The sequence below is a fragment of the Streptomyces viridosporus T7A genome, assembly GCF_008704515.1.
Taxonomy (GTDB): Bacteria; Actinomycetota; Actinomycetes; order Streptomycetales; family Streptomycetaceae; genus Streptomyces; species Streptomyces viridosporus.
Genome location: NZ_CP023700.1, coordinates 6,644,112 through 6,662,139 on the forward strand (window position 1 = coordinate 6,644,112; position 18,028 = coordinate 6,662,139).

15 protein-coding genes are annotated in these 18,028 nt (G+C 74.6%); 8 read left to right on the top strand and 7 right to left on the bottom strand.

Going from position 1 to position 18,028, the window contains the following annotated elements; genetic code table 11:
• Positions 1–77: 77 nt before the first annotated feature.
• Positions 78–1,100, bottom strand: coding sequence for a Gfo/Idh/MocA family protein (locus CP969_RS30470; protein WP_016823953.1), 1,023 nt, complete (start codon positions 1,098–1,100; stop codon positions 78–80).
• A gap of 128 nt (positions 1,101–1,228) precedes the next feature.
• On the opposite strand from CP969_RS30470, the gene CP969_RS30475 reads away from it, so the two are divergent.
• The 8 genes from CP969_RS30475 (at position 1,229) to CP969_RS30510 (ending at position 12,022) form a co-directional block, all read left to right on the top strand.
• Positions 1,229–1,966: a GntR family transcriptional regulator gene (locus CP969_RS30475; protein ID WP_004981333.1), complete on the top strand. Its 738-nt coding sequence runs from the start codon at positions 1,229–1,231 to the stop codon at positions 1,964–1,966.
• 201 nt (positions 1,967–2,167) lie between these two features.
• The gene (locus CP969_RS30480) at positions 2,168–3,172 is read left to right on the top strand and encodes a sugar ABC transporter substrate-binding protein (RefSeq protein ID WP_026084755.1); all 1,005 of its coding nucleotides are present in this window, start codon (positions 2,168–2,170) and stop codon (positions 3,170–3,172) included.
• Positions 3,169–4,269, top strand: a complete 1,101-nt coding sequence (locus tag CP969_RS30485; protein ID WP_016823950.1) for an ABC transporter permease — start codon at positions 3,169–3,171, stop codon at positions 4,267–4,269. The genes CP969_RS30480 and CP969_RS30485 overlap by 4 nt, the downstream gene beginning before the upstream one ends.
• Positions 4,266–5,057, top strand: coding sequence for an ATP-binding cassette domain-containing protein (locus CP969_RS30490; RefSeq protein WP_004981326.1), 792 nt, complete (start codon positions 4,266–4,268; stop codon positions 5,055–5,057). Before CP969_RS30485 ends, CP969_RS30490 begins: the two co-directional genes overlap by 4 nt.
• 138 nt (positions 5,058–5,195) lie before the next feature.
• A complete protein-coding gene (locus tag CP969_RS30495; RefSeq protein WP_016823949.1) occupies positions 5,196–6,347 on the top strand; it encodes an ROK family glucokinase in 1,152 nt (383 codons plus the stop codon).
• Complete coding sequence (locus tag CP969_RS30500) at positions 6,344–6,925, top strand: hypothetical protein (RefSeq protein WP_016823948.1); 582 nt, start codon at positions 6,344–6,346, stop codon at positions 6,923–6,925. Before CP969_RS30495 ends, CP969_RS30500 begins: the two co-directional genes overlap by 4 nt.
• A 130-nt stretch (positions 6,926–7,055) precedes the next feature.
• The gene (locus CP969_RS30505; protein WP_016823947.1) at positions 7,056–9,971 is read left to right on the top strand and encodes a DEAD/DEAH box helicase; all 2,916 of its coding nucleotides are present in this window, start codon (positions 7,056–7,058) and stop codon (positions 9,969–9,971) included.
• A complete protein-coding gene (locus CP969_RS30510; protein WP_150474987.1) occupies positions 9,968–12,022 on the top strand; it encodes an SWIM zinc finger family protein in 2,055 nt (684 codons plus the stop codon). Before CP969_RS30505 ends, CP969_RS30510 begins: the two co-directional genes overlap by 4 nt.
• 31 nt (positions 12,023–12,053) lie before the next feature.
• On the opposite strand, the gene CP969_RS30515 is transcribed toward CP969_RS30510, so the two are convergent.
• The 6 genes from CP969_RS30515 to CP969_RS30540 form a co-directional block, all read right to left on the bottom strand.
• Positions 12,054–12,890, bottom strand: coding sequence for an MBL fold metallo-hydrolase (locus CP969_RS30515; protein WP_016823945.1), 837 nt, complete (start codon positions 12,888–12,890; stop codon positions 12,054–12,056).
• A gap of 65 nt (positions 12,891–12,955) precedes the next feature.
• Positions 12,956–14,011: an urease accessory protein UreD gene (locus tag CP969_RS30520; protein ID WP_223887128.1), complete on the bottom strand. Its 1,056-nt coding sequence runs from the start codon at positions 14,009–14,011 to the stop codon at positions 12,956–12,958.
• Positions 14,008–14,703 (bottom strand): urease accessory protein UreG, encoded by a 696-nt coding sequence (ureG, locus tag CP969_RS30525; RefSeq protein WP_004981313.1) that lies wholly within the window; start codon positions 14,701–14,703, stop codon positions 14,008–14,010. The genes CP969_RS30520 and ureG overlap by 4 nt, the downstream gene beginning before the upstream one ends.
• A gap of 26 nt (positions 14,704–14,729) precedes the next feature.
• Complete coding sequence (locus tag CP969_RS30530; protein WP_004981309.1) at positions 14,730–15,404, bottom strand: urease accessory protein UreF; 675 nt, start codon at positions 15,402–15,404, stop codon at positions 14,730–14,732.
• Positions 15,405–15,495: 91 nt separating this feature from the next.
• On the bottom strand, positions 15,496–17,331 hold the full coding sequence (locus CP969_RS30535; protein WP_016823941.1) for an urease subunit alpha: 1,836 nt from the start codon (positions 17,329–17,331) through the stop codon (positions 15,496–15,498).
• Complete coding sequence (locus CP969_RS30540) at positions 17,318–17,974, bottom strand: urease subunit gamma (RefSeq protein ID WP_016823940.1); 657 nt, start codon at positions 17,972–17,974, stop codon at positions 17,318–17,320. The genes CP969_RS30535 and CP969_RS30540 overlap by 14 nt, the downstream gene beginning before the upstream one ends.
• Between the last annotated feature and the right edge of the window lie 54 nt (positions 17,975–18,028).

The following is an 18,028-nucleotide window of genomic DNA, read 5'->3' on the forward strand; positions in this document are numbered from 1 at the left end:
GGCCCGGCGCGCCGCCCGAGCCCCCTCCTCGCCGCGCCCGGGCGGGCGCCGTGCGGTGCTTGCCGTGCCCGCCCGCGTCAGTCGAACGCCGCGTCCGCCCCGCGCCCCAGCTCCATCGGCCGGACGGCTCGGCGCTCCCGCCGGGACAGCTCGCACGCCTCGGCGATCCGCAGCGCCCTCAGGGCCTCGCGCCCGTCGCAGGGGTTGGCCCGCTCACCCCGCACCACCTCGACGAACGCGTTCAGCTCCGCCTCGTACGCGGGCCCGAACCGCTCCAGGAACCCGGTCCACGGCTTGTCCGCGGGCGGCGGCCCGGTCGGCTCCGTGGACGCGATCGGCGTGCGGTCGTCCAGGCCGACGGTGATCTGGTCCCGCTCCCCGGCGAGCTCCATGCGCACGTCGTAGCCCGCGCCGTTCAGACGGGTCGCGGTGAGCGTGGCGAGCGTGCCGTCGTCGAGGGTGAGCAGCGCCGCGCCGGTGTCGACGTCGCCCGCCTCCCGGAACGCCGCGGGTCCCGCGTCGGACCCGGCGGCGCAGACGTCCACGACCTCCCGGCCGGTCACCCAGCGCAGGATGTCGAAGTCGTGGATGAGGGTGTCCCGGTACAGTCCGCCGGACTGCGGCAGGTACCCGGTCGGCGGCGGCTCGGAGTCGCCGGTCGTCGCCCGTACGGTGTGCAGCCGCCCGAGCCGGCCCGAGCGCACCGCCTCGCGCGCCCCCGCGTAGCCGGTGTCGAAGCGGCGCTGGAAGCCCATCTGCAGGACGGTCCCGGCGGCCTCCACCTCCATGATCGCCTGTAACGTGCCCGCGAGGTCCAGGGCGATGGGCTTCTCGCAGAACACCGGCAGTCCCGCGCGTGCCGCCCGGCCGATCAGCTCGGCGTGGGCGGGCGTGGCCGTCGTGATCACCACGGCGTCCACGCCCCAGGTGAAGATCTCGTCCACCCCGGGCGCCGCCGTCTCACCGAGCCGGTGCGCGAGCTCCTGGGCCCGCGCGGGTTCCACGTCGGTGAGGATCAGCGATCCCACGTCACGGTGCCTGCTGAGCGTGCGAGCGTGAAGGCTGCCGATGCGGCCCGTACCGATGATCCCGATGCGCATGGAGACAAAGTGGGGCCCGTGCCCCCTCCTGTCAATCCGCATGTCCGGACAACCGAACTACACGACTTCCCGTCAACAGCGCACGGGACTACGCTCGGGCCGTGCCGAAACCAGAAGTGGACCCGACCGTGCAGCTGGAGCTGAGCGTGGACCGCAGCTCCCCCGTGCCGTTGTACTTCCAGCTGTCCCAGCAGCTGGAGGCCGCTATCGAGCAGGGCACGCTGACCCCCGGCAGCCTGCTGGGCAACGAGATCGAGCTCGCCGGGCGGCTCGGTCTGTCCCGGCCGACCGTCCGCCAGGCCATCCAGTCCCTCGTCGACAAGGGCCTCCTCGTGCGCCGCCGCGGCGTCGGCACCCAGGTGGTGCACAGCCGGGTCAAGCGCCCCCTGGAGCTGAGCAGTCTCTACGACGACCTGGAGGCGGCGGGCCAGCGCCCGGCCACGAAGGTCCTGGTCAACACCGTCGTCGCCGCGTCCGCCGAGGTCGCGGCGGCCCTCGGGGTGGCCGAGGGCGGCGAGGTGCACCGGATCGAGCGGCTGCGTCTCGCGCACGGGGAGCCGATGGCGTACCTGTGCAACTACCTGCCGCCCGGCCTGCTCGACCTCGGGACCGGACAGCTCGAGGCCACCGGCCTGTACCGGCTGATGCGGGCGGCCGGCATCACCCTGCACAGCGCCCGCCAGACCATCGGCGCCCGTGCCGCCACCGCGACCGAGGCCGAGCGGCTCGACGAGCAGACCGGCGCCCCGCTGCTCACCATGCAGCGCGTGACCTTCGACGACACCGGCCGCGCGGTGGAGTTCGGCACCCACACCTACCGGCCCTCCCGCTACTCCTTCGAGTTCCAACTGCTCGTCCGGTCCTGACGGCCGCGGGACGGCCGCGGGGCGGTGCGGGACGGCGCACGGTGACGCGCGCCACCCTTCGTCGCAATGTCCGGACAATATGACCGGTGTCCGCTCCCCGGGCGGGAGTGCCTGATGCCCGTGTTCGAGAATGGGGCGTTTGGGTCCGGTGCGGTCATCGGCCCCAGGCACGACAGAACACAGCAAGAAGGGCACGGCCTCGTGGCACGGTTTTGGACCTGGGTGGGCGTCGCGGTGGCGGGGGCGCTGAGCCTCTCGCTCGCCGGATGCAGCAGTACCGGCGGCAAACGGGCGGAGGACGCCCGGGCGGCCGCGGCGACCCAGGGGAGGGCGGCGGTGGACACCCCCCGCTGGACCTTCGCGATGATCACCCACGCGGGGGACGGCGACACCTTCTGGGACATCGTCCAGAACGGCGCGGAGCAGGCCGCGGCGAAGGACAACGTCCGCTTCCTGTACTCCCACGACGACGAGGGCCAGCGGCAGGCGCAGCTCGTGGACGCGGCCGTCGACAAGAAGGTGGACGGGATCATCGTCACCCTCGCCAAGCCGGACGCGATGAAGGCGGCCCTCGCCCGGGCCCGCGAGGCCGGCATCCCGGTGATCACCGTGAACTCCGGTTCGGCCGAGTCCAAGGAGTTCGGCGCGCTCGCCCACATCGGGCAGGACGAGACGATCGCCGGTGAGGCCGTCGGCGAGGAGCTGAACGCGCGGGGCCGGAAGAAGGCCCTCTGCGTCCTGCACGAGCAGGGCAACGTCGGCCACGAGCAGCGCTGCGACGGGGTGGGGGAGACCTTCGACGGCACGCTGGTCCGGCTCCACGTCAACGGCACGAGCATGCCCGACGTCCAGTCGGCGATCGAGGCCCGGCTCCAGTCCGACCCCGGCGTGGACGCCGTCGTCACGCTGGGCGCGCCCTACGCCGACACCGCGGTGAAGGCCAAGGAGGGCGCGGGCAGCGACGCCGAGATCGACACCTTCGACCTCAACGCCAAGGTCGCCGCCGGGCTGAAGGACGGCAGCCTCGGCTTCGCCGTCGACCAGCAGCCCTACCTCCAGGGCTACGAGGCGGTCGACCTGCTGTGGCTGTACCGGTACAACGCCGACGTCCTGGGCGGCGGCCGCCCGGTGCTCACCGGCCCGCAGGTCATCACCGGGGACGACGCGGCGGCGCTCGAGGCGTACACGAAGCGGGGCACCCGATGAGCCGGGCGACCGCGGACACGACGCCGGGCGGGGAGACCTCGGCCGGCGGGGAGAACGCGACCGTAGGGGCGGCAGCCGGTGAAGAAAGGTTTCTGCGGACCGGTTTCCCGCTCCGGCGGCTGCTGAGCCGCCCCGAACTCGGCTCCGTCGTCGGCGCGATCGCCGTCTTCTGCTGCTTCGCCCTCGTCGCCGACGGCTTCCTGCGGGCCTCCAGCCTCGGCACCGTGCTGTACGCGTCCTCCACGATCGGCATCATGGCCGTCCCGGTGGCGCTGCTGATGATCGGCGGCGAGTTCGACCTCTCGGCCGGCGTCCTGGTCACCTCGTCGGCGCTGCTGTCGTCGATGTTCAGCTACCAGATGACCGCCAACGTCTGGGTCGGCGTCGGGGTGTCCCTGCTGGTCACCCTCGCCATCGGCGCCTTCAACGGCATCATGCTGGCCCGTACCCGGCTGCCGAGCTTCATCGTCACGCTCGGCACCTTCCTGATGCTGACCGGCATGAACCTCGGCTTCACCAAGCTCGTCAGCGGCACCGTCTCCACCAGGACGATCGCCGACATGGAGGGCTTCGCCGGGGCACGGGCCCTGTTCGCCTCGACCTTCACCGTCGGCGGCGTCCACCTCAAGGTCACCGTCGTGTGGTGGCTCGCCCTGGTCGCCCTCGGCAGCTGGATCCTGCTGCGCACCCGCGCGGGCAACTGGATCTTCGCGGTCGGCGGCAACGAGCGGGCGGCCCGCGCGGTGGGCGTCCCCGTGGCCAGGACCAAGACCGGCCTCTACATGGGCGTGGCCCTCGGCGCCTGGATCTGCGGTCAGCACCTGCTCTTCAGCTACGACGTCGTCCAGTCCGGCGAGGGCGTCGGCAACGAGCTGATCTACATCATCGCGGCCGTCATCGGCGGCTGCCTGATCACCGGCGGCCACGGCAGCGCCGTCGGCTCGGCGGTCGGCGCGCTGCTGTTCGGCATGACCAGCAAGGGCATCGTCTTCGCCGAGTGGAACCCGGACTGGTTCAAGTTCTTCCTCGGGGCGATGCTGCTCCTCGCGACCCTGCTCAACACCTGGGTGCGCCGCCGCGCGGAGGCCGTGAAATGACCCGGACCACCCGCCGTGCGCCCCTCGTGGAGCTGTCCGGCGTCAGCAAGCACTACGGCAACGTGCGCGCCCTGGAAGGGGTCTCCCTGGAGGTGCACGCCGGTGAGGTCACCTGCGTGCTGGGCGACAACGGCGCCGGCAAGTCCACCCTGATCAAGATCATCGCCGGGGTGCACCGGCACGACGGCGGCACGCTGGCCCTGGACGGCGGGGCCACGCGCCTGTCCTCCCCGCGCGAGGCCCTGGACCGCGGCATCGCCACCGTCCACCAGGACCTGGCCGTCGTCCCGCTCATGCCGGTCTGGCGGAACTTCTTCCTCGGCTCCGAGCCGCGCACGGGCGTCGGCCCCTTCAAGCGGATGGACGTCGGCTTCATGCGCCGCACCGCCCGCGCCGAGCTCCTCCGGATGGGCATCGACCTGCGCGACGTCGACCAGCCGATCGGCACCCTCTCCGGCGGCGAACGGCAGTGCGTGGCGATCGCCCGCGCGGTGTACTTCGGAGCCAAGGTGCTGGTGCTGGACGAGCCGACGGCGGCCCTGGGGGTGAAGCAGTCCGGGGTGGTCCTGAAGTACGTGGCGGCGGCACGGGACCGGGGCCTGGGGGTCGTGCTGATCACCCACAACCCGCACCACGCGTATCTGGTGGGGGACCGGTTCGTGCTGCTGAAGCGGGGGACGACGGTGGGGAACCACCGGCGCGACGACATCACCCTGGACGAGCTGACCCGGCAGATGGCCGGGGGCACGGAGCTGGACGACCTGCGCCACGAACTGCGGCGCGGCTGACGGTTGCGCCGGGGCGGCGGGCGGCTTCGCCGTGCGGGCGCGAACGGCCACGGGCCGCCGGCGACCGGTGGTGGAGCGAGCCCTTTTCCGGCCGTCCCGTTCGGTGCCGGGCGGGGCGGTGCGGCAGAATCGGGCTCGATGAGCACCTACCGCGACTTCACCGCCCCCATCGGCTCCCGCCGGGCCCCGGTCCTCAGAACCGTCGGCACGCGGGAGCGCCGCTCCCACCTGACGGCACCCCGTGTCCCGACGGTGGGCATCGACATCGGCGGCACGAAAGTCATGGCGGGAGTGGTGGACGCCGACGGCAACATCCTGGAGAAGCTCCGCGCGGAGACCCCGGACAAGTCCAAGAGCCCGAAGGTCGTCGAGGACACCATCGTCGAACTGGTGCTGGACCTGTCCGACCGGCACGACGTGCACGCGGTCGGCATCGGCGCGGCCGGCTGGGTCGACGCCGACCGCAACCGCGTGCTGTTCGCCCCCCACCTGTCCTGGCGCAACGAGCCGCTGCGCGACCGCCTCTCCGGGCGGCTGTCCGTGCCCGTGCTGGTCGACAACGACGCCAACACCGCCGCCTGGGCCGAGTGGCGCTTCGGCGCCGGGCGCGGTGAGGACCACCTCGTCATGATCACCCTGGGCACCGGCATCGGCGGCGCGATCCTGGAGGACGGGCAGGTCAAACGCGGCAAGTACGGCGTCGCCGGGGAGTTCGGGCACATGCAGGTCGTCCCCGGCGGCCACCGCTGCCCCTGCGGCAACCGCGGCTGCTGGGAGCAGTACAGCTCCGGCAACGCCCTGGTCCGCGAGGCGCGCGAACTGGCCGCCGCCGACTCACCGGTCGCCTTCGGGATCATCGAGCACGTCAAAGGGAACATCGCCGACATCAGCGGTCCGATGATCACCGAGCTGGCCCGGGACGGCGACGCCATGTGCATCGAACTGCTCCAGGACATCGGGCAGTGGCTCGGCATCGGCATCGCCAACCTCGCCGCCGCCCTCGACCCGTCCTGCTTCGTCATCGGCGGCGGGGTCTCGGCCGCCGACGACCTGCTGATCGGGCCCGCGCGGGACGCCTTCAAGCGCCACCTCACCGGCCGCGGCTACCGCCCCGAGGCCCACATCGTCCGCGCCCAGCTCGGCCCCGAGGCCGGCATGGTCGGCGCCGCCGACCTCGCCCGCCTGGTCGCCCGCCGCTTCCGCCGGGCCAAGCGCCGCCGGGTCGAGCGGTACGAGCGCTACGAGCGGTACTACGCACAGGCCCGCCGCGCCGTCCAGGAGTCGCTGTGACGGGCGAGTTCCCCCGGACGGGCGAGTTTCCCCAGCGGACGGCGGCCCCGGCCGAGGGCCGCCGGCACGCGATCCGCCGCAGGGCGCTCACCCTGCTGATCATCGTGCTGCTCATCGGCGTCCCGGCCGGGTACCTGGTGATCTCCGCGAACCAGAGCCGGGCCAGCGGCAAGGACAAGGAGGCGAAGTACTCCGCGACCGGCCTGACCGAGGGCTGGCCGTCGAAGCTGCAGCGCCGCCTCTACCAGGTGCCCGTCCCGCACCCCGCCTGGTGGGTGGCGTACTACGAGACCAACAACTGGAAGACCAGCCGCCTCTACGTCGAGTTCGAGACCACCGACGCGGGCCTGAGCGCCTTCCTCACCAGCATGGGCCTGCACCCGGACGACCTGAAGCAGGGCGACATCACCATCGGGGAGCGCGACCGCAACGTCACCGGCTGGACCTTCGACGGCCCCGGCACCTGGTCGGGCCTCGCCCACGAGCAGAAGGACCCGGCACCCACCCACGACATCGTCGTCAACCACGACAAGCCGGGCTATCCCTGGGTGTACGTCGTCTCCCGCACCGTGCCCTGACCCCGCGCCGCCCCGGGGCCGGTGTGCGCGGGGCAGGCCGCCGGAACCGATTGTCGGACCCCGCCCGTAGAGTCGGGGACGGACTGGTCCGGCACGCGGGCGGGAGGTGACGAGACACATGGCGGGACACATGGACGGACGGACCGTGACGGCCGGGCGGACCACGACCGGGTCCGGCGCCGCGGGCGGCACGGACGTCCCCGTCCGGCTCGCCGCCGTCTTCCTGCCCGCACCCCTCCCGCGCGACGGACGCATCGCCCTCTACGACCCCGAGGGCGGCCCCGTCGAGGTCCCCGGGCAGGAGCACCCCGGACCGCCCGACGACGCACCCGGCGGGGCCGCACCCGCACGGCGCACCGACCTCACCGTGGTCCGCCCGCACGGCACCGGGGTCCGCCGGCGGGCGACCCCGGCCCTCTCGCTCCCCCTCGACGAGGCGCTGCCGCTGCTGGTCCGCGCCCGTCACGACCCCGCGGCCCACCCGGCCACCGCCTGCTGGGGCGCCGCCGCCCTGCACGCGCTGCGGCTCACGGCGCGCGGCCGGCTGCTGCCCGGCCTGACCGCCACCGGCCACGACGCCTGGCGCGCCGGCCCGCTCGACCCGGACGACGTGGCCCACCTGCGCGCCGTGGCCGCCGCCCTCCCGTACGAGGGCCACGCCGTCCCGCTGCCCGGCCCCGGCCCCCTCCGGCTGCCGCAGCCGGAGGCGCTGGTGCGCGCCTTCCTGGACGCGGTCGCCGACACCCTGCCCCGCACCCCGGCCGCGCCGTACGCCTCCGGAGCGCCGTTCGCCGCCCGGCGGGCCCAGCGGCTGCCCGGCGCCCACGACTGGGCCGCGGAGGTCGCCGCCGGCATGGACGCGGGCGTGCGGATCTCGCTCCGCCTCGACCTGTCCGCGTACGACCTCTTCGACGGCGCCCCCGCGGGCGGCGACGGCACGCGCGCCGCGGGCGCGGCGGTCGTCCAGGTGCACAGCCTCGCCGACCCCACGCTGGTGGCCGACGCGGCCGACCTGTGGGCGGGCGGGGCGGACGGCGCCTTCGGCCCCCGCGCGCGGGTGGACGCCGCCCTCGCGGTCCGCCGCGCGGCCCGCGTCTGGCCGCCGCTGGACCGGCTCGGCGACCAGGACGTGCCCGACGTGCTGGCGCTGTCCGAGGACGAGCTGAACGACCTGCTCGGCGCGGCGGCCGGCCGGCTCGCCGCGGCCGGGGTCGCGGTGCACTGGCCCCGGGACCTCGCCCAGGACCTGACCGCCACGGCGGTCGTCCGCCCGGCCCCCGGCTCGGCGACCGACGGCACCGGCTTCTTCGAGAGCGAGGACCTGCTGCGGTTCGGCTGGCAGCTCGCGCTCGGCGGCGACCCGCTCACCGAGGCCGAGATGGACGCCCTGGCCGAGGCCCACCGCCCGGTCGTCCGGCTGCGCGACCAGTGGGTGCTGGTCGACCCCGCCCTCGTCCGCAAGGCCCGCGGACGGGACCTGGGACTGCTCGACCCGGTCGACGCGCTGTCCGTCGCCCTCACCGGCCGTGCGGAGGTCGACGGCGAGACGGTCGAGGCGGTGCCGGCCGGCGCCCTGGCCGCCCTCCGCGACCGCCTGACCGCCGGCGTGCGGCCCGCCGAGCCGCCGCCCGGCCTGGCCGCCACCCTGCGCGACTACCAGCTGCGGGGCCTGGCCTGGCTCGACCTCATGACCTCCCTCGGCCTCGGCGGCTGCCTCGCCGACGACATGGGACTGGGCAAGACGATCACCCTCATCGCCCTGCACCTGAAGCGGGCCCGCACCGAACCGACCCTGGTGGTCTGCCCGGCCTCGCTGCTCGGCAACTGGCAGCGGGAGATCGCCCGGTTCGCACCCGGCGTCCCCGTCCGCCGCTTCCACGGCCCCGACCGCACCCTGGACGACCTGGACGGCGGCTTCGTCCTCACCACCTACGGCACCATGCGCTCCGCCGCGCCGGCCCTGGCCGCGCGGACGTGGGGCATGGTCGTCGCCGACGAGGCCCAGCACGTCAAGAACCCCCACTCGGCCACGGCGAAGGCGCTGCGCACGATCAAGACCCCGGCGCGGGTGGCGCTGACCGGGACCCCCGTCGAGAACAACCTCTCCGAGCTGTGGGCCCTGCTCGACTGGACGACCCCAGGGCTCCTCGGCCCCCTGAAGTCCTTCCGCGCCCGGCACGCGCGCGCGGTGGAGACCGGCGAGGACGAGGAGGCGGCCGAGCGCCTCGCCCGTCTGGTGCGCCCCTTCCTGCTGCGGCGCAGGAAGTCCGACCCGGGCATCGTCCCCGAACTGCCGCCCAAGACCGAGACGGACCACCCCGTGCCGCTCACCCGCGAACAGGCCGCGCTCTACGAGGCGGTGGTCCGCGAGTCCCTGCTCGCCATCGAGAGCGCACAGGGCATGGGCCGCCGCGGCCTGGTGCTGAAACTGCTGACCTCGCTCAAGCAGATCTGCGACCACCCGGCGCTGTACCTGAAGGAGGAGCACGCACGGGCCGGGGGCGGCCGGCTCGCCGCCCGCTCGGGCAAACTCGCCCTGCTGGACGAACTGCTGGACACCCTGCTCGCCGAGGACGGCTCGGCCCTGGTGTTCACGCAGTACGTCGGGATGGCCCGGCTGATCACCGCGCACCTGGCCGAGCGCGCGGTCCCGGTCGACCTCCTCCACGGCGGTACGCCGGTGCCGGAGCGGGAGCGCATGGTGGACCGCTTCCAGAGCGGGGCGACCCCCGTCCTGGTGCTGTCGCTCAAGGCCGCCGGCACCGGCCTGAACCTCACCCGCGCGGGCCACGTCGTCCACTTCGACCGCTGGTGGAACCCGGCGGTCGAGGAACAGGCCACCGACCGCGCCTACCGCATCGGCCAGACCCAGCCCGTCCAGGTCCACCGCCTCATCACCGAGGGCACCGTCGAGGACCGCATCGCCGAGATGCTCCAGTCCAAGCGCGCCCTCGCCGACGCGATCCTCGGCTCCGGCGAGGCGGCCCTCACGGAACTGTCCGACCGCGACCTGTCCGACCTGGTGTCCCTGCGGAGGCCGGCATGACGCCCCGCCCGTCCGACGAGGCCCGCGAGGCCCTGCGCGCCGCGCGGGAGCGGGCCGCCGTCGGCGCTCCCGACCCGCAGACCGCCTCCGCCGTCCGGCGGCCCGAGCGGCCGGCGGACCGGGAGCACCGCCCGGGTGACGCGGCCCGCGAGGCACTGCGCCGGGCGGTCCGCGCCCGGCGCGGCGCGGAACCGGCGGCCGGTGACCCCGGCGGCCCCGGCGGAGACGACACCGCCGCGCCCGTGGAGCGGGCCGCGGCCGACGGCCCGGCGGCCACCTCCCCGGCGGCCGGCGACACACCGCCCGCCGAGGCGCCCGCCGCGGCCGGACCCGGAGGGGAGGGGGCCGCGAACCGCCCCGCACAGCGCCCCGGGGACATCGCCCGCGAGGCGCTGCGCTCCGCCCGTGAGGGGCGCGCCCGCGCGCAGGCCGAGGACCGGCAGGGACGGACCGAGCCCCGCCGGCGCACACCGTCCCCCGCCCCCCGCGTCCCGCGCACCACCCGCGGCGACCGCGCCGCCGACTCCCGGGCGCACGAGGTACCGGCACACGAGGTACAGGCGCACGAAAGGGGCGCGCACGAGGTACGGACGTACGAAAAAGAGGCGCCCGAGGGAGGGGCGCCGGGAGGGGCGCCCGAGGCAGGTGCGCGCGAGGTGCGGGAGTCGCTCGCCGACGCCCACCGCGTGCCCGCCCCGGCCGACGAGCCGGAACAGGGACCCGGCGCCGCCCCCCGCACCCACCGGAGCTCCCCGGCGTCCCCCGCCCCCCACGCCGTCCCCCGCTCCATGGCCGCCCCCGCGCGCGACGGCGACCTGCGCCGCACCTTCCCCGCCTTCCCGCCCCGCACCCCGGACGGCGAGGGCTTCGCCCGGACCTGGTGGGGCGACGCGTGGGTCACCGCGCTCGAGGAGGGCGCGCTGGACGCCGCACGGCTGGCGCGCGGGCGCGGATACGCCGAGCAGGGCCACGTCGACGCGATCACCGTCACCCCGGGGCTCGTCCTCGCGTACGTACGGGGCAGCCGGCCGCGGCCGTACCGGGTACAGGTGCGGCTGCGGACGTTCCGGGACGCCGAATGGGAGCGGTTCCTGGACGCCGCCGCCGACCGGCCCGGCCACATCGCGGCCCTGCTGGACAAGGAGATGCCCCCGTCCCTCGCCGACTGCGGAGCCCCGCTGCTGCCCGGCCCCGGCGACCTCGACCCGCACTGCAGCTGCCCCGACTCCGGTCACCCCTGCAAGCACGCCGCCGCCCTCTGCTACCAGACCGCCCGGCTGCTCGACGCCGACCCGTTCGTGCTGCTCCTGCTGCGCGGACGCGGCGAGCGCGAGGTGATCGACGCCCTGTCCCGACTGAGCGCGGCCCGGGCCGCCCGCGCCGCCCGGGAGAAGGAACCGGAAGCCCTGCCCGGCGTACGGGCCGCCGAGGCCCTCGCCCCGCGTGACCTCCCCCCGCTCCCGGCCCCGCCGCCCCCGCCCGCGCACCCCGAGCAGCCCCCGGTGTACCCCGCGTCCCCCGGCGGCCCGGACCCGTTCGCGCTCGACCAGCTGGCCACCGACGCCGCCGCCCGCGCCCACGCCCTGCTCACCACCGGCCGCGACCCGGTCGGCGGACTCACCCTGTGGCAGGACGCGGTGCGGCTCGCCGCCGCCCGCCCCGGCTCCGGCCTGACCGCGGCGACCCGCGCGCTGTACTCCTCCCTCGCCACCGCCGCCGGGCGCACCACCGCCGAGCTGGCGCGCGCGGTCGCCGCCTGGCGCCAGGGCGGCCCGACGGGCCTCGCCGTCCTGGAGGAGTCCTGGGACCCGCCGGCCGGCCGCTTCGACCGCGCCCGCCCGCTGCTGCTCGCCGCCGACCTCCCCGCCTTCCGTCCCTGGCGCAACCGCCTCACCCATCCCCGGGGCCACGTCCAGCTCCGCTTCGGCCGCGACCACCTGTGGTACGCCTACGAGTCCGAACCGGGCCGCGACGACTGGTGGCCCCGCGGCACCCCCGACCCCGACCCCGTCGGCGCGCTGACCGGCCTCGACGCACCGGGCGACCTGTGACGGAGGAGGGCTGGGGAGCGGAGGCGCCCCGTCAGAGCGCGGTCCGCGCGCCGACGGTCACCCGTTCGCCCGGAGGACACTGCAGGAGGCGCGCGCCGTGGCCGCGACGCCGGGCCTCGGCGAGGAAGTCCTCCAGCGGGGACTTGAACACCGTGTAGTCGTCGTAGTGGACGGGCATCGCCCTGCGCGGGCGCACCAGGTCGAGCAGGTCGGCGCCCTGCGCGGCGTCCATGGTGACCAGCAGCCCGCCCGGCAGGGTGGTGCCGCCCAGGTGCAGGACCGCCAGGTGGATGTCCGGGTGGCGCCGGGGGATCTCCCGCAGGCCGTCGTACATCAGGGTGTCGCCGGAGAGGTAGAGGACCAGACGGATCTCCCCCGAGCGGTCGCCGAACTCCAGCAGACTGCCCATCACCGGGGGGAGCAGCACCCGCGCCGGCCCGGGGCCGTGACGGCCGGGCAGCGCGGTGATGCGCACGGAGGAGTCCCCGTGCCGCACCGTGCGGCTCTGCCAGGTGCGCAGGCCGGTGGCGTGGCGGAAGCCGTACAGGCCCTTCAGCAGGCGGCCGGCGTGCGGGGTGGTCACGAACGGCAGACCGCGGTCCAGTCCGCGCCGGGCCACCCGGTCGAAGTGGTCGCCGTGCAGATGGGACAGCACCACGGCGTCCAGGTCCTCGTGCGGCAGCTCCGCGACGTCGAGGGCCGGTTCGGTGCGCCGCCGCGACACCAGTCCGTAGCCGAGGTGGGCGAACTGTCCGCGGTGGAGGAAGTTCGGATCGGTCAGGAGCGTCAGCTCCCCGTAGCGGATCAGCAGGGTGGCGTTGCCGATGAACTGGATCTCGGCGGCACCCTCGGGCGGCATGCCTTCCATGACCGGCCCCTTTCCTCACCCGGGTCGTCCCGTCTTCGGTCCCCGGGTGATCCGCGACCGCGGTTTCACACCCCCGGGCACTCGGGGAGGGGGCTCCGACCGTCCCCCGCGGCCGGTGCGGGCCCCGCGGCCGCGTCCGGGGGGTGCCGTGAACCGCCGGAGGCGGGTACCGGTGACGTGTCGGAGGCGTGGGCGAGAGCCGCGTCGAGGAGGCGGCGCAGACGGTCGGGTGTCGGTGCGACGGCGGTGGTCAGCAGCGCCGGGGCGTCGGCGAGCGGGGCCATGACCGCGTACCCCTCCGCCGGGCCGTCGCCGAGGACGAGGGGTTTCCGGCCGGTGTCCAACTCGGGGCCGACGATGAGGAGTTGTCCGGTCGCGCGGTGACCGCCGAGGACGGCGGGGCCGTTCCACGCCGTTGCCGGGTCGCCGTGGACGGTGTGCTGGTCGAGGATCGCCCGCCCGTCGCGCCGCACGGTCAGGCGGGTGGAGAGGAGGCCCGGTGGCTCCGCGGTGCGGCCGAGGACCTGTTCCTCCCGCAGGAGCAGACGGGAGGTGGAGGCGAGGTCCACGTCGAACGTCTGCCGCAGGGTGCTGCCCCGGGTGCTGATCAGCGGCTGGGGCAGCCAGTTCAGGCAGGCGTGCGGGCCGACGGCGAGCCGTACGTCGTAGGTGGCGGGGTCGGCGGTGGAGCCGCGCAGGGCGATGGTGGCGGCCGCCGTGGTCACTTCGAGCCGGGTCCGTGCCTCCGCGGTGATGTCGAGTGCGAGTCTGTCCCCGCCCAGGGGCGCGCTCATCGCGCCGATCACGCCGACCCGTGCCCACGGTCCGCGGGACTGCAGCCGACGCAGGTGGAAGGGGCCGTCGCTGTGCAGGAGCGGGACCATCGTGGTGTGGCCGTTGTGCCTGGTCCGGATCCGGGCGGTGGCGCGGACCCCGGCGGGGTGGGGGCCGGCGGGGGTCTCGGGCGCGGGGCCCTCGACGCGGGGGGCGACGACGGCCGGCCGTTCCTCGCGCCGCGGGCCGGTCCGGGCCGTCCGGTGGCCGTCCGCCGCGTCACCGGCCTTCCCCCGGTCGTCGGCCGGCGCCTGCGCCGCGGTCGGCAGCCGTGCGGCGCGGCTCATCCGGCGGCCCCGGCACGCCACGCGTCCAGGCACCCGGTGACCCAGTCGGCGACGGGGCGGATCCCGTCGGGTGCGGTGAGGCTCGTGAACGCGAACGGCAGGTCCTTGCGCTGCCGCCGCGTGTCGGCCCTCATGGCGTCCAGATCGGCTCCGACGTGCGGCGCGAGGTCGGTCTTGTTGATCACGAGCAGATCGGAGGTGGTGATGCCGGGGCCGCCCTTGCGCGGGATGTCGTCGCCACTGGCCACGTCGATCACGAAGACCTGAGTGTCGACGAGGCCGCGGGAGAAGGTGGCGGTGAGGTTGTCGCCCCCGGACTCGATGAGGATCAGGTCCAGGGGGTGCAGGGTCTGCTCGAGGTGTTCGACCGCTTCGAGGTTGGCGGAGATGTCGTCGCGGATCGCGGTGTGCGGGCACGCGCCGGTCTCCACCGCGGTGATCCGTTCCGGCGGCAGCACGGCCTCGCGGCGCAGGAAGGCGGCGTCCTCCTGGGTGTAGATGTCGTTGGTGACGACGGCGAGGGACAGCCGGTCGCGCAGGGTGCGGCACAGTGCGGCGACGGTCGCGGTCTTGCCCGAGCCGACCGGTCCGCCGAAGCCGATCCGCAGGGCGCGGTGGCCGCCGTCCGGGCGCCGCGGGTCGGCGCTGTGGGTGTGGCGGTGCGGCATGGTCACGGGAGGGTCGAGATGCACGGTGACTCCGGTGGCGCGTAGGGGTTTCAGGAGGCGAAGAGGCGTACGGTCCAGGCCGCGTGCTGTTCGCCGGTGATGTCCAGCAGGGGGGCGGAGGCGGCGGGCAGGACGCCGACGCCGGCCGTCGCGACGCGCGCCGCCGCGTCGGCCGCGGCCCCGGCGACCTCGTCGAGGTCGCCGGTGAGCCGGGCCAGTACCGCGGTGGCGTCGAACGGGTCGAGGCTCAGCAGCCGTACCGCGGCGGCCGCCGGTCCGCCGACGCTCTCGTACACGGCGGCGTGCGCGGCATCGAGGGGGCTGAGCCCGGCGGCGCGGGCCGCGACGCCGAGGACGACCGGTTGGTGGGCTCCCCGCGGCCGGTGGCGGGCGAGGTGGTCGAGGCCGGCGCAGGGCCAGGTGGCGCGGGCGGCGCGCATCATCTGCCGGCCGAGCCGGCGCGCGACGTGCCGCAGCGCCGGCACGGGGGTGCGGATGTCGGCGGCCTCGTCCAGGGCCAGGGCGTCGTGTCCGGTCGCCGCCGCGGCGGCGAGGCCGGCCGCCGTCAGTCCGGCGGTGTGCAGACGTCCGCGGCAGAACGCCTCCAGGCTCGCGGTGTCGTGCACGCCTCCGGACGCGACGGCGGCCTCCACCCCACCGGAATGGGCGTGCCCGCCGGCGGGGAAACGGCCGTCGGCCAGGACGAGCAGGGCGGAGCGGCTCATGGGGGACGGGCCCGCCTTTCGTGTCAGGGGTCCGGCCCGGACGGAAGGGCCGGACGGAAGGGCCGGACGGACGGATCGGACGGACGGGGGATCAGAAGAGGAAGTACCGCTGGGCCAGGGGGAGTTCCGTGGCGTAGTGCCGCCCGACCGGTTGTCCGTCCACCGTGGTGCGCACGTCCGACGTGGTGGCGCCGCCGATGGTGACGTCGAAGGTGTCGGGGTCGATGACGATCTCGGGCAGGCCGTCGTTGTGGATCATGTCGGCCTTGGTCACGTCGCGGGTGGAGGTGATCGCGCGGAGCGGCTTGAGCAGTCCGATCCGGGACAGCTCGCCGTCCACGGCCGGTTCCGACACGAAGTTGAAGGAGTTGCTGCCCGGCGCCCGACCGCTGGCTCCCCACACCGGCCGGGGCAGGAACGGCTGCGGGGTCGGGATCGAGGCGTTCGCGTCACCGATCTGCGCGTAGGCGATCTGACCGCCCTTGAGGACCATGTGCGGTTTCACCCCGAAGAACTTGGGCTCCCACAGCACCAGGTCCGCGAGCTTGCCGGTCTCGACGGAGCCGACCTCGTGGCCGATGCCGTGGGTGAGGGCCGGGTTGATCGTGTACTTGGCGATGTAGCGGCGGGCCCGGAAGTTGTCCGCGTCGGCGTCGTCCTCGCGCAGGTGCCCGTAACGGGTCTTCATGACGTGGGCGGTCTGCCAGGTCCGCATGATCATCTCACCGATGCGGCCCATGGCCTGCGCGTCGGAGGACATCATCGAGATGGCACCCATGTCGTGCAGCAGGTCCTCGGCGGCCATGGTGGAGGGCCGGATGCGCGAGTCGGCGAACGCCATGTCCGCCGCGATCTCCGGGTTGAGGTGGTGGCACACGATCATCATGTCGACGTGCTCCTTGACGGTGTTGACCGTCAGGGGGCGGGTCGGGTTCGTCGAGGCGGGCAGCACGCTGGGCTCGCCGACCAGGCTGATCATGTCGGGCGCGTGACCGCCGCCGGCGCCCTCGACGTGGAAGACGTGCAGACTGCGGTACTTGACGTCCTTGGTCGTGCGGCGCTTCCCGGTCGCGGCGAGCGTGTGGCGCACGAACCCGGACTCGTTCAGCGAGTCGGCGTGCAGGGCGACCTGGACGCCGGTCTCGTCGCAGACCTTCAGCGCCGCGTCGATCACCGCGGGCGTGGCCCCCCAGTCCTCGTGGATCTTGAACCCGAGGGCGCCGGCGGCCACCTGGTCCCGCAGCGCCTTCTCCGACACCGTGCTGCCCTTGGCGAGCAGCCCGATGTTCACCGGATACGCGTCGAGCGCCTCGAACGTCCGCTGGATGTGCCACTTCCCCGGGGTGACGGTGGTGGCCGTGCTGCCCTCCGCCGGTCCGGTGCCGCCACCGATCAGCGTCGTCACGCCCGACGCGAGCGCTTCGTGGATCTGGCCGGGGCACAGGAAGTGCACGTGGGTGTCGACCCCGCCGGCGGTCAGGATCCGCCCGTTGCCGGAGATCACCTCCGTCTCGGGCCCGACGACGAAGTGCGAGGCGCGCGCGTCGTCGTGCGGCCGGGACGACATCGTCTCGGGGTTGTACGCTTTGCCGATCGCCCGGATCCGGCCGTCGCGCAGACCGACGTCGGCCTTCACCACACCCCAGTGGTCCAGGATCAGCGCACCGGTGATCACGGTGTCCACCGGCTCCCGCCGGTCGTCGCGCGGGATGTGCGACTGCCCCATCGACTCGCGGATCACCTTCCCGCCACCGAAGATCATCTCGTCGCCGCTGCGGCCGGGACCGCCGCACCAGTCCGCGTCGATCCGCAGGACGAGGTCGGTGTCGGCGAGCCGCACCCGGTCGCCGGTCGTGGGGCCGTAGAGGTCGGCGTACCGGGACCGCTTCAGCGGGTCCCACGGCCGCTCGGTGTCATCGTGCGTCAAGGCGCTTCTCCCGTTCGGTCTTGCCGGCCTGCAGGCCCTCGACGATGCGGTCGCCCGCGAGGGGGACCAGCCGGACGGTGCGCTCGTCACCGGGCTCGAACCGCTCCGAGGTGCCGGAGGCGATGTGCAGCCGCATGCCGTGCGCCTTCTCGCGGTCGAAGGAGAGCTCCTCGTTGACCTCGGCGAAGTGGAAGTGGGAGCCGACCTGCACCGGGCGGTCCGACGGGTTGCTCACGAGCAGTTTCACGCTCTTGCGGTCCCCGTTGAAGGGAATCCGGTGCTTCTTGTCGTCCGGGAGCAGCTCCTGCTTGCCCGGATGCACGGTCACCTCGCCGTCCGGCTCGTCGAACGGGTCGTGCAGGGTCACCAGCTTCGTCCCGTCGGGGAACGTCGCCTCGACCTGGACGTTGGAGATCATCTCCGGTACGCCGTCCATGACCTCGTCGCGCCGCAGCACGCGGCGTCCGGACTCCATCACCGAGTCGACCGTCGCTCCGGCCCGCGCCTCCTCGTAGACGTGCACCGTCAACAGCGCCATGGCCTCGGGATAGTTCAGCAGCAGCCCGCGCTCACGGCGCCCGCGGGCGACATCCGCCGCCACGTGCACCAACAGACGTTCCTGCTCATGCGGAGTCAGGTGCATCCCGCCCCCCTCCTGTCCCCTGCTCGTCGCTTCGCCTGCGGGGCGCGGGCACAC